An 11,966-nucleotide genomic window follows, 5' to 3' on the forward strand; every position below is an offset into this window, starting at 1 on the left:
ACACCAAGTTGTAGGGATACCATAAATGGCAGGAATGACGCTTGAGCAGCTAAAAATCTTTCTAGCTGTGGCGCAGCACTTACACTTTACTCGCGCAGCAGAGGAGCTTTATATTACCCAACCTGCCGTTAGTGCAGCAATCCACAACTTAGAGCAAGAATACGGAGTGAAACTATTCCATCGGATTGGTCGCCATATTGAGATTGCTGAGGCTGGTAAATTACTGCAAGTGGAAGCACGGAAAATTCTCGATCAAGTTTCCTTGACTGAAAGGGGATTGCGGGAATTGAACAATCTACAACGGGGTGAATTGAAATTAGGGTCAAGTCTGACAATTGCTAACTACTGGCTACCAAGCAAAATTAGTGAGTTTAAGAGCCAATATCCCGGTATCCAGATTAACTGTAGCCTTGCCAATACAGAAGAGATTTGTGTTGGAACGGCGACAGGACAGTTTGATTTGGGTTTGGTGGAAGGAGATGTAAAGCCAGCGCTTCAGAATACTCTAGAGTTCGAAATAGTGGGGAGCGATCGCTTGCAAATTGTGGTAGGTCAAAAACACCCTTGGTTTGAATGGGGAGAAATTGACTTAACCCAATTAACTCAAACCCTTTGGGTGATGCGAGAACCAGGTTCTGGAACCCAGCAAAGGTTTGAGGAAGCCCTACAAAATTGGGGAATCAATCTCAGTGAATTGGATGTAATTTTAGTGTTCAACAGTGGAGAGATGACAAAAGCAGCGATCGAAGATGGTGTCGGTGCTATTGGAATTTCTGAGTTGATGGTAAAAAAAGAAATACAGTTGGGAACTCTGCGGGCAATTCGAGTGATTGATAACAGAGAGGGTAATGGTGCGATGCCTACGGCGGGCTACGCCTATGCAGAAATAGTTCGACCTTTTTTCAAACTCAAACATCGTCAGCGTTTTCAAACTGCTCTTTCCAAAGTCTTTGAACAAATGTTGATATCATCTATGTAAATTAGCTGACATCAACATGTATCAAAATCAGTTATTTAAAGCAATACCTTGTCCTTTAGGACATGCTACGCGAACACCAATTTAACCAGAAATCGTCAAGGAGTAAGTCGTACAGAATTCATGCTGAATTCTGTACGACTTACGGTTGAATCGAAAAACGCTGTAATATAAAATCCGCTTGCAGGGAAATTACTCAGTCTCTAATCCCCTTCACACCTTTCGCATATTTTGACTGATGGGGTCAAAACCTCTAGAAAACCGCGTGCTTTCATCGTAGTAAGCGCCAGTCAGATTCGCTCCATACAACTTGGCATAGTTTAGTTTTGCTCCCCGGAGATTTGCTTCATTCAGTTTGACACCGCTCAAATTAGCTCTGGTCAAGTTCGCTTTGGCTAAATTCGCTCTACTCAAATCTGCTCCCCAGAGTTTAGCTTTAGCTAGGTTCGCTCCACTCAAGTCAGATCCCCATAAATTGATTCCAGGCAAATAGGCACCAATCAGCTTGTCCCTACTCAAGTTAACGGCTGGAAAATATCTTTCTCCTGCGGCAAAACGCCGTTTTAATTCCTCAGCATTCATGCGTCGCGTTCACCTTCCTTAGCAATACAGAAGTTATTTGTTCCCATTCCTGACTTAGTTCTCCTGAAAATTCTGGCTGACCACTGCGACGATACCAGAAATGGGCATTGTTCAAATCGCCTTCTTTGCGGTGCAGGTAAGCATGAACCCAGGCACTATCAGCATCGCTGGCATTTTGAACTATTTCATGAGCTTTGCTCCAATCATCTTTCTTGTCATACCACATTGCTTGCAGACTTTTTGGCAGTGTCTGAGGACATGGGCGCTGTTTTTCGATTAATCGCAAGAATTCCTCTGTATTCACGATCGCCACCCAACAAGAATCAAACTTCTATCTTTAAGATACTCCTCAGTTTAAGGTTAAGGGGAAGATGAGAGGGACAAGAGGACAAGAAAGAATTATTGAACAAGATTTATTTGTTGTCTTTCTTGTCTCTTCCCAATACCTTTTACATCTACTTGACTGGAATAATTTCAAACTCGAAAGTACTGATTAAACGGTCATCAATATAGACCTCTATTTCATGCTTACCAACCGGATCGCCAGGAGTGATCGTCCAAAAATTCTCAATCACACCCTCTGGAGCCGATTGTGTGCGCCGCGTCACAGATGTCATCCCATCTGCTGACATAGAGAAGTCTTCACCCTTATCTGTACCCCAAGTTTCTGGAGGTTTTGGTAAACGCAAGACTTCGCGCCATTTCACTTCACCTTGGTAGTCTTTGAGTTGAATCCGCCATCCGTAGGCGTTTCCTTGCTGAAGTGGCACTCTTTTGGTCTGGAAAATGGTAACGTTACCTCTAGAATCAACTCTCTTCAGCCCGAACTCGATGTTACTAACAGTAATCTGTTTTTTCTTCGTTGGCGCAGGAGATGCAGGAGATGATATAGCATTTTCTACCAAAACAGAAGTAGCGTTGATTGGCTCAGAACCTATGACCCCAGATATTAGCCAAGAAGAAGCTAGCACAGCAGTAGTAGCCCAAATTCTCATTAGTATAATTTTCCTGTCAGACTTTTGGTACTTATTCAAGTAATCTGACATGTTTTCCGGGCCAAGGTTACCGATGTTCCCTCTCCCCTAATCGGCGGCTTTGGACTCGGACTTGCGTAGGCTAGCAAAAACCGCAGGCATCGCTCCACAAATTGTATAAAGTTATGGGGGATAAATCACCGTAAAAAGTATACTTAGGTCTTGGCTCAACCTTTCAAATTCAGCTTCCCCTCAAACTTTGACCCATCTTGATGAGATAAAAGTTTTTCACTAGTGTGATAACTTCTTCGCCATTTTTCGAGATGGTCTATAGATATTGATTTAGATGTGACATTCACACCATTTCCTCGCCAAGCAACTTCTGGATCTGTTGTGAAAACCCCGCACTCTAATTGATCTAGCCTCATATTCCAATATTCACTAAATCGACCTTTTAAAGTAATAACTTGCTCAAATACTTTGTTTCTGTGTTTATTTCTTCTTTTTCTTTCTGTAGCTCCCGTTGCTTCTGTATCAATAAACTTAGTTTCAATTAAATACAGACTACCTTTAAAAGTCAGGTAGACAAAATCACACTTACCTAAATCTGTATAATCTGAAATTGGAGATTTTTCAAATAACAGCAATTCAGCACACGACGGAAACAAGTCTTTAATATTCAGAAATAAATAAGCTTGCAATAGAAGTTCCTTATCATAAGGAAACAAAATTACTCCTTCAAAAAATTTTTGAATGTCCTCGTGAGTTTGGGGTTGAATTTTTTTACAATATGAAACAAATTTCTGTAGCTCGTTTACGCTCATCAAGTTCTAACTCCTTCCCCCGGTCGCAGCCTTAAGGCTATTAGCATAAAAAGATACCATTACCTTGAGGAAATTATCATCCGCATAAGTAACTAAAAAAACGTTTAAAATCCTGAATACTTAAGGCGATTTACTGTTGACAGTTCAGCAGAACTAATTTTTAAGCTGCTTTTCAGTATTAATGGACTTTTCACTTCTGGTATCAGCTACCAGTCAGCAATTTTATATGAGCAGGAAAACTGGCATTTTGCAAAGCTTGAACGGTTATTCTAGAATCTTGTACGCAAAATTGCCAACCCAAGCGAACAAGTTTACGAGAATTTTCAGTTTGTATAATTCCGATCACTGGCATTTTTGCCTTTTCTTTGTCTCCTGATTGTTCTTGCAAAATTGTTTTCAAGCGATGCAGTTCTTCGATATTACCTGCTTGCTGCGGATTTAACTCCACCATTACCATTTGTACTGTTTCCACTGGTTCTGCATCTTCAAGAATAAATTGAGTTTGCTCGTCGCGTCGATCTACTTTTCCCCAAATAATCAATCTGGTGTCAACTTGGAGTAGGGAACTAATGCGTTCATAGGTTTTGGGAAAGACTACAGCTTCTGATTGTGTAGTTAGGTCTTCTATTTGCAAAATTGCCATCTGATCACCTTTTTTAGTAACCACTTTTTTGACATTATTCAACATGACAACTGCACAAAGCCTTGTTTCTTCCCTTTGCTCTGCCAGTTGCGAAAGGTTAATCGGGGTCAAAAGCGGTACTATTTGCCGTAAGGATTTCAGTGGATGATCTGATACATAAAAGCCTAATAATTCTTTCTCCATCTGCAACTTTTTCTGTGGGGGCAAATCCATCACAGGTTTAGATTTAGGAGCAGTTTCAAAGGCATTATTTGCTCTTTTATTCTGAGTAGAAGAAAATCCGTCGCCTAATAAATCCAAGAGATTCCCTTGACCACTAGCTCTGTCTTTAGCGCGAGATTGTGCCCAATCATACACTAATTCTAAGTCGTTAATTAACTGTTGACGGTTGGGTTCAATTTTGTCAAAGGCTCCACAGTAAATCAGCGATTCCAGAGTCCGGCGGTTAACAGCACGTAAATCCACGCGATCGCAAAAATCAGCGAGTGATTTAAACTCTCCTGTCTCATTTCTCGCCTCCAAAATACAGGCGATCGCATTCTGTCCCACATTACGCACTGCCGAAAATCCAAAAAGAATCTTTCCCGCTGTCGGCGTAAAATCAACACCAGAACGATTAATATCTGGTGGATCTATGGAAATACCCATATTTGTACAGTTAGTAATATATCTCTGTACTTTATCGGTATCTCCACTGTTAGCCGTTAACAGCGCCGCCATATATTCCAATGGGTAATTAGCTTTTAAATATGCTGTTTGATAAGTTACATAACCATAGGCAGTTGAATGGGATTTATTGAAGCAATTGGCAGCTATTAAGCCATTGTTGATCGCAAAATTGTGGTCACGCTCAACCCCAATGTCATAGACATTTTGTTTACCTAAAGATTTACGTGTGGCTATTTTTATCATCCTACCCTACCCCCGAAAAAATTTTTGCAAAATTAATTAATTGATAAAATGATGAAAATTGTAGATATAGTAATACCTGATAATACAAAATTATATCACTAGAAAACACTGCTATCCTCCTACACAAAAGTAACGAAAGTATATCAAAAGCTTGGTAAACTAATAGATAGACAGTTAATAGCCTTATAATTGCTGTTTTCAAAGCTGATTAAACATATTCCAATACATATTAATCCGTTTATTGAATAGCACTGAGTGCCAAGTTTCTCGGCTTAGAGGAGAATCTCATAACTAAAGTTAGGGAATTGAATAAGCAACTTGGTTATTATATTCCACGACTAAAGTCACTTCTTCCAGACCAAATTACCGAGCAATTAGTACTATGTGCAACCTTAAGACTCAGCACTGATCACTCATTGCTTTAGACTGTTTCGGTCAGATGTCTGGAAAGTGGGGAAGAAAAGTTTTCCTTTTTACCCTGCCTCTCTGCCTCTTTCCAATGCCCAATGCGTCAGTTACTATCGTTGAAAAGCAACTCAGTATAAGAGGGTGTGAGTAGGTGAAAGTGGCGTTGATCGTAATTTTAGCAGTGGTTTTGGGATTGTTTGTGGTAGTTGAGATCGGACTGCGATCGCTCTTTGGCTTTGGTAATCCCCTAATTTACATTGGTGATGAGCAGATTGGTTATTTATTGGCTCCTAACCAGCGTACCCGTCGTTTTGGTAATCGCATTGAAATTAATGAGTATTCTATGCGAGGTAGTCCGATCAAAAAGACGGTTGCGCCTTCTGGGCTGCGAGTTTTACTGTTAGGGGATTCTATTGCTAATGGTGGCTGGTGGACAGATCAGACTAATACAATATCCACAATGATGATGCATTCTCTAGCATCATCCACTAATAGTAATTATCAAGAAGTAGAAGTGCTGAATGCTTCAGCTAACTCTTGGGGGCCAAGAAACGAGTTAGCTTATTTACAAAAGTTTAGCAATTTCAACGCGCAAGCAGTAGTGTTATTAATTAATACCGATGATTTGTTTGCTACCCCTCCCACCTCTTTGCCAGTAGGACGCGATCGCAACTATCCTGATAGTAAACCTCCCCTAGCATTGGTGGAAGTGTGGCAACGTTATATCGTCAAGCAAAAGCCAATTGCCGAAATGAAAGCAGTGCAAAATGAAGCAGGCGATCGCGTGGGGTTTAATCTGGAGGCGATCGGTAAAATTCAAGCCCTAACTCGCCAAAGCAACAGCCAATTTCTACTAGTCATGACTCCCTTATTACGAGAAATTGGTGAACCAGGCCCCCGCGATTACGAAATTACAGCACGTCACCGCTTGAACGATTTTACCAGAGCAAAGCAAATCAACTATATAGACTTTTTACCGATATTCAATTCAACTACCAACCCACAAGGTATGTATCACGACCACATTCACCTCAACTTACAAGGTAATAAATTTGTCAGTGAAGTTATGGTGCGATCGCTTTTAGAAATATTGAGGGAGGTACCACTTCCTCAGAGCTACTAAATTCGTCAACTCTAACCCAAAAAAAGGTTCTTAGTAAGCGATTTTTTGCTCAACTTCAAGGATCAGAGCCACTAAACTTTCTCTCAAGGTGAGAAGACCACATTAACTTACTACGAACTTTCACAACCCCTCAAAAATAATGACCTGAACCACTAATTCTTAATTATTCTTAACTGAACAGTGTAGGTTTATGCCTCAAGCGATTGAATGATACTCAGTAGCTGCTCAGGCGTATATAGTTTAGGGAACTCCAAAAAATAAATTATCCTAATTTCTGGACTCAATACGACTGTTCCTCTCCCCTGCTCCCTGCTCCCCTGCCCTTAATGCGATGGGATATTTTTTTAGTTGGAAGTCCCTTAGTTATGTAGGCGTCAGCACCCTGCTTCTTTACCCACAAGCGGTGAATTGCCTGATTTTTACTACTACAAATTACAATAGTTACTTTTTCATTAATCAGATTTGTTTTGATGAAGCGATACAATTCAATCCACTCATTCCCAACATCACTACATCAGTAACAATAGCATCCGACTTTTCTTCTAATATTATTTCTAAATCTTCTTTCGCACTAGTCGCCTTAATGACATTAATGACTCACCAATTTAAACTCACTCAGACAATTTTAAATAACTAGAATGGTAACGAGCCAGGTAATACTGAACCTAAAACATCCAACAAACATATTGGGTTTTGTGGAGCTATTTTCTATATTACGGAATTAAACAATATGTTGAAAGATGACTTTTAGTAAATCTCCTTGTGTAAAAGGTTTAGTTAAATAGCCTGAAGCTCTGACCATTTTAGCTTTAGCCCTATCTAAAAATCCTACTTTTTCTGACACCATAATCACAGGTGTATTTTTAAAATGTGAGTGTTTACGCAGCAAAGAGCAAAGTTCATACCCGTCTAAATTAGGCATCGAAATATCCAACAAAATTATGTCGGGTTTTGTGCAGACAATCTGCATTAAAGCTTTTAAAGAATCGGTGACTCCGACAACAGAAAAGGTTTGATCATCTAAATAACTTTTAATAGTATTCAATACGGTAGGACTGTCATCAATACAAAAGATTGTGTAGATTTTTTTGTTAACGGGCGGTTGGATGATTCGCTGACCCTTATCCCTATGTTCATTAGTATTATAGGCTGGTGGTTTATAGGTGTTTGTTCTAGACGATTTGGATGTAGTTTTGGTTTGAGCTTGCGGCTGATTTATTTGGAACAATTGTGAGGGGTGCGATTGGGAAGTTGGCGATGTCTGATGAGAGTCTTCTCTTTCAGAGACGCTAACGCGAACGCCAACGCTGCGAGGCGTTTGACATCGTTCAACTAGTAAGCGGAGATTTAAATAACAAAACTTTGGCATGTCATCCAGAAAGCTTTCAGGAATAAATTCATAACTCCCCTCTTCTAAGTTCAGAAATGACTCAAGAACTTCTAGCGCCAATTGCTCTATCAGTATCGCCGCTTGAGAGGGACTGATATATTTCTGATTGACTAACCAGCAAATAGCCAAATAATCTGGGTTCGGTATTGCTTGATTTTCAATACCAGTCTCAAATATCGCCCGCAACTGTTCGTGAATTCCGCGAGGGAGAGTAGAAATTTGCTGACTCAAGCGTTGCAAATTCCTGTAAAGTGGCTCAAACATTTTCTCTGAGTAGCAGGCATAAATTAGTTTACCCTCGTCCATATATATTGACCAAGAGCCTGACGTGCTAAACACTTGCAAACAACCAGTAACCGACTTACCAGTGATTTTTTTTAACAGAGATAAAGGCTGGAGCTTTTGGAAAAATCTGTATCTACTAATCGGAAGTGTCTTCATTGGGATGGCTCTGGAATAAAATTAACATTTGCAGGCAAAATTAGTGAATTACCTTTTCGGAATTCACCGCGACTTTGTTGGGAGCACTGTCAAATAAATATAGCGGTCACATTTAAGTTAGTACAGAGATTCCACACCCCCCAACTCCTAATTCACCAATCTCTGTTAAGCTATAAAGCACAAATTACAACTAAACCAATCCATATTATTGCCCAATAGCAAAATGGCCCGACTGGTTGCCAGGATATAGTATTTCAAAAATTAGATTGGTTTTCTGTATCTTTCGCTAATCTAGCCAATCTAACAGTAACTCAAGTGCAACACACAGACCATTGGCTCTCGCCCATCAGTCACAAAAGCATCATTGGTATCCGTATTTAGCAGATTGAAATTGTAGATACTTTAGTTCTCTTGCAAAAGTTATTTTGCCTCTGATGCTAAAATCTGGAGCGACCAAAATCTACTGTAACGTAGATCTAAATAATTCTCCATCAAGGCTTTTAGCCATTCAGTTTGCGCTGACAAACTATGTTTTTGTAGGCGTAACGAAAGTCGCCGGGCACTTTTGCTAGAAGTTTATTCTTGAGGGGAACTTCTTCAAGAAAGAAGTATTATTAAAAACTAAGTATTCTAGAAGTTTTAGGTATACTTAGATTTGTGATTGTAGAGCAACTCTTAGTGTTGGGATTGGGCAAAATTATCACTTGCACAACAAGAATGGTAACCTCCGACCAAGGATGAGTTAGCTGGCTGGTAATTGCCGCCATGATGGTATGTGGTGAGATGCACAGGCAACCAAATCAGCAGAAGGAAGTCTCTTCATAAATACTGAACTGGAAATGGGTTCCAATATTGTGTGGGGCTAAATAGTCACCCGGCACAATTTGGAGTGACAAATTCAAGAACTTGCAGCGAAATTCTTGATTGGTAGTATATACCTGCGAAATAGCTCTTTTCAGCTAGATGGTAGATAACAAGTAAGTAACCACTAAAATTCAGATTACTATAATTTTCAAAAAAAGTTCGCAAAAATATATAAACTTCATGATAAATCAGTAAAGTAAAGATGAAAACTAATTAATATTATCTTTCAGTATTTATTTGATCGAATATCCGGAAAGGCTGAAAATGTACCGTAAAAGATAATTGTGTCTATTGATTGAATTACACTTATAAATGAGTGAATCATTTTATGGTAGCAATTTGCTCGAAAAATCTTAAATTTTAAAAGTTACAAATAATACAAAATTGTCCCCAATCGCATTCATTAACGCATTAAGTTATATTTAGCAAAAAGACGCAAATAATTTCTTTGCGTCTTTGGCGTGAGATTTAGAAGTGGACATTCTCACCGTTATACCTCGCCATGTACTTAAACTTGCTCCCGCCAGCACCAGCTTAAAAGTGTACCGCCAGCTACCAGCTTAACTACTTCCAATACCCAATAACTACCGTGTAGTAAGTTCATTGTCGATGGAATAGCAGTAGCAGCTTCAAATAGGTTGAGTTGAACACCTATCGCGCACATCTGCGGGGTTAAAAAATAGGTGTCAAGCATAGCTATAGTTAGCAGCAACACAGATAAAACAATACTGCCAATACGCCAATGATATCGGGTTTTGCTCAAAGCTAGTGCCCCAGTCAGGACTACAGCAGCAGATAATAATTCCATCCGATTGAAGTTCCAAAAAATCGTATAGCCTGCTGTCGTGAAACCAGCTTGGCTCATCATGCCAGAAAGATAGAGACTAGGCATAATTACCCAGTCTAAAACTAGACTAGCACTGAGCCAAAACCCCAAAGTCAATATGATAGCGGTTTGCCAAATTGGTCGTTTGAATTCAAGGCTAGAAATAGCAGTCATAAAATAATTGCGTGTGTTGTATATTTCTTAGTTTGTAACTTCACTAGCAGTTTGACAACAAATATCAACTAACCTTTACAAAGCGATTCCCTCTTCAATTCTTAATTCAATCTCAATATTTTTTAAATTTAGTTGAGAAATATGAAGATATTTTAAAAAGTAATTTAAATAGATTTTGCCTGTTAGAAATACTCAATTTTTTTATCGCAAGTCACTGGACAAACAATATCGGGTGTTAAAGCTGACACTTAAGTAATTGCGATAATCACACCAAATACACCTTTCTTAAGTAAATCAGAAGATTTGAGTGAATACTAATTACTAGTAAAAGATAATATGGAGTGGCGCTCAGTTGAGTAGCAGTAACAACTGAAATCTGATCCTACAACCCCGTTCAAAAGGCAGGTAAAATTTAACTGATCCCACGGCTTGAAGCCTTGGGATTTTGAGTCATTAGTCATTGGCACTAATGACTAAATCGGTGGGCGACTATCCCGGACACCTCTTGAAAGTATGGGATTCCCAACGATTTTTGTTGAATTCCCCTCATGATCCCATGTGCAGAGATGGACTATTTGATACAGATAAACATGACTTTCGAGCACTCCGGCAACAGTCTCAATCAATGCAGATATTCTTTTGATATGTCTAGAGAGCTATTTCAGCCCTGGATAACGGAACTTAAATGTGGTTCAGCTTATCTAGATTGTTATGCAGACTGAGATGGCAAAGTTCATTAAAACTTCAATAAGATCAAAACACAAAGAACTTGAATATTTTTTGATTATATGAAATAATCTTAACTTGTTGATTTAATTTCATTAACCTTAGCTTAATTTTAGACCCTTACAAATCAAGGATTTCACATTTGACAAGCTAATCAAGCGAGCGTTTAAGTAAAAAAAATACTCTTAGCTGCCTAAAGATTACTGAAGTATATTTGGTGAATATCTGGGCTGATGGGTAAACTTATTCCTATCAGTCAAGCACCGCATATGTCCATAAAGAGTAATCTTACGCAGGCAGGAAAATCATACTTTCACAGCAGATATTCAAGTTTAAAACAAGAATACTTAAATATCTGAAAATATCTGCGGTAAGTGGTCTAGATAATCAAGGTGGAAACTCATGACAAACTTAGTTTTTCAAAAATCAAACTATTTTCATCAATTGAAAGTTTTTTTATTAACATTTTTGGCAACAATTATTCCATTTTCTATACTGGTAATAGCTTTCAAATTAAAAACTAAACTACCTGCCGACTATTTGACGAGAGATCCATCTGCCATAATGAGTGTGCCTTTTTACTTGGGGTTTTTCTCAAATATTGGTATATTGTTTTGGTGTTCTTGTGCAAGCATATGTCTCTTTAGTTATGCACTACTCAGAAAAGATATCAGAGCTAAAGAATATTCCTCATTCTTTTTGTTTTCTGGACTCTTGACATCTTTGTTACTATTAGATGACTTTTTCTTAATTCATGAAAGTGTATTTCCTGATTATTTACATATTAATGAAAGTATCGTTTACGCAAGCTATGTTGCACTTGGGTTACTGTTTTTTATAAAGTTTAAAACTATTCTGAAGAAAACTGAATTGATGATTTTGTTATTTTCTCTAATATTTTTTGGATTATCAATTATTTGCGATAAAATATTTCCTAGTATACCTATTGCCGTAGAAGATACATTTAAACTAGTAGGAATTACTACTTGGTTTACATATTTCACAAGGATATGCCTAAAACGGATAAACAAGCTTCTAAGTTTGTCAGTTTTGGAGAAACAGTCTTTATCACGCTGAATATTAGACATTTAAAGAAGCAAAAT

At 38.6% G+C, this 11,966-nt stretch carries 10 protein-coding genes; 3 read left to right on the top strand and 7 right to left on the bottom strand.

Features of this window, described 5'->3' with window-relative positions; genetic code table 11:
- Window positions 1-25 precede the first annotated feature (25 nt).
- Window positions 26-979, top strand: coding sequence for a LysR substrate-binding domain-containing protein (locus ACEYW6_RS05240; RefSeq protein ID WP_412978903.1), 954 nt, complete (start codon window positions 26-28; stop codon window positions 977-979).
- 210 nt (window positions 980-1,189) lie between these two features.
- On the opposite strand, the gene ACEYW6_RS05245 is transcribed toward ACEYW6_RS05240, so the two are convergent.
- From ACEYW6_RS05245 to ACEYW6_RS05265, 5 genes are all read right to left on the bottom strand, one after another.
- The gene (locus ACEYW6_RS05245; RefSeq protein ID WP_190895986.1) at window positions 1,190-1,558 is read right to left on the bottom strand and encodes a pentapeptide repeat-containing protein; all 369 of its coding nucleotides are present in this window, start codon (window positions 1,556-1,558) and stop codon (window positions 1,190-1,192) included.
- Window positions 1,548-1,862, bottom strand: coding sequence for a hypothetical protein (locus ACEYW6_RS05250; RefSeq protein ID WP_412979032.1), 315 nt, complete (start codon window positions 1,860-1,862; stop codon window positions 1,548-1,550). Before ACEYW6_RS05250 ends, ACEYW6_RS05245 begins: the two co-directional genes overlap by 11 nt.
- 151 nt (window positions 1,863-2,013) lie before the next feature.
- The gene (locus tag ACEYW6_RS05255; protein WP_412978904.1) at window positions 2,014-2,553 is read right to left on the bottom strand and encodes a hypothetical protein; all 540 of its coding nucleotides are present in this window, start codon (window positions 2,551-2,553) and stop codon (window positions 2,014-2,016) included.
- 206 nt (window positions 2,554-2,759) lie between these two features.
- A complete protein-coding gene (locus ACEYW6_RS05260) occupies window positions 2,760-3,356 on the bottom strand; it encodes a hypothetical protein (RefSeq protein WP_190895990.1) in 597 nt (198 codons plus the stop codon).
- 202 nt (window positions 3,357-3,558) lie between these two features.
- Window positions 3,559-4,911, bottom strand: a complete 1,353-nt coding sequence (locus ACEYW6_RS05265) for an OB-fold nucleic acid binding domain-containing protein (protein ID WP_196512953.1) — start codon at window positions 4,909-4,911, stop codon at window positions 3,559-3,561.
- Window positions 4,912-5,470: 559 nt separating this feature from the next.
- Between ACEYW6_RS05265 and ACEYW6_RS05270 the strand changes: the two genes are divergently transcribed.
- Window positions 5,471-6,442 (top strand): SGNH/GDSL hydrolase family protein, encoded by a 972-nt coding sequence (locus tag ACEYW6_RS05270; RefSeq protein ID WP_412978905.1) that lies wholly within the window; start codon window positions 5,471-5,473, stop codon window positions 6,440-6,442.
- Between the two features lie 721 nt (window positions 6,443-7,163).
- Here ACEYW6_RS05270 and ACEYW6_RS05275 read toward each other — a convergent pair.
- Complete coding sequence (locus tag ACEYW6_RS05275; protein WP_412978906.1) at window positions 7,164-8,273, bottom strand: response regulator; 1,110 nt, start codon at window positions 8,271-8,273, stop codon at window positions 7,164-7,166.
- A gap of 1,372 nt (window positions 8,274-9,645) precedes the next feature.
- Complete coding sequence (locus tag ACEYW6_RS05280) at window positions 9,646-10,137, bottom strand: hypothetical protein (protein ID WP_190896008.1); 492 nt, start codon at window positions 10,135-10,137, stop codon at window positions 9,646-9,648.
- A gap of 1,128 nt (window positions 10,138-11,265) precedes the next feature.
- On the opposite strand from ACEYW6_RS05280, the gene ACEYW6_RS05285 reads away from it, so the two are divergent.
- The gene (locus tag ACEYW6_RS05285; protein ID WP_412978907.1) at window positions 11,266-11,940 is read left to right on the top strand and encodes a hypothetical protein; all 675 of its coding nucleotides are present in this window, start codon (window positions 11,266-11,268) and stop codon (window positions 11,938-11,940) included.
- Window positions 11,941-11,966 lie beyond the last annotated feature (26 nt).

Source organism: Nostoc sp. UIC 10607 (assembly GCF_047228265.1).
Classification (GTDB): domain Bacteria; phylum Cyanobacteriota; class Cyanobacteriia; order Cyanobacteriales; family Nostocaceae; genus Nostoc; species Nostoc foliaceum_A.

What these genes read in the sequence shown, in the direction of transcription:
- ACEYW6_RS05240 (WP_412978903.1), top strand. Translation starts at nt 26, where the DNA reads ATGGCAGGAATGACGCTTGAGCAGCTAAAAATCTTTCTAGCTGTGGCG.
- ACEYW6_RS05245 (WP_190895986.1), bottom strand. Translation starts at nt 1,558, where the DNA reads ATGAATGCTGAGGAATTAAAACGGCGTTTTGCCGCAGGAGAAAGATAT.
- ACEYW6_RS05255 (WP_412978904.1), bottom strand. Translation starts at nt 2,553, where the DNA reads ATGAGAATTTGGGCTACTACTGCTGTGCTAGCTTCTTCTTGGCTAATA.
- ACEYW6_RS05260 (WP_190895990.1), bottom strand. Translation starts at nt 3,356, where the DNA reads ATGAGCGTAAACGAGCTACAGAAATTTGTTTCATATTGTAAAAAAATT.
- ACEYW6_RS05265 (WP_196512953.1), bottom strand. Translation starts at nt 4,911, where the DNA reads ATGATAAAAATAGCCACACGTAAATCTTTAGGTAAACAAAATGTCTAT.
- ACEYW6_RS05275 (WP_412978906.1), bottom strand. Translation starts at nt 8,273, where the DNA reads ATGAAGACACTTCCGATTAGTAGATACAGATTTTTCCAAAAGCTCCAG.
- ACEYW6_RS05280 (WP_190896008.1), bottom strand. Translation starts at nt 10,137, where the DNA reads ATGACTGCTATTTCTAGCCTTGAATTCAAACGACCAATTTGGCAAACC.
- ACEYW6_RS05285 (WP_412978907.1), top strand. Translation starts at nt 11,266, where the DNA reads ATGACAAACTTAGTTTTTCAAAAATCAAACTATTTTCATCAATTGAAA.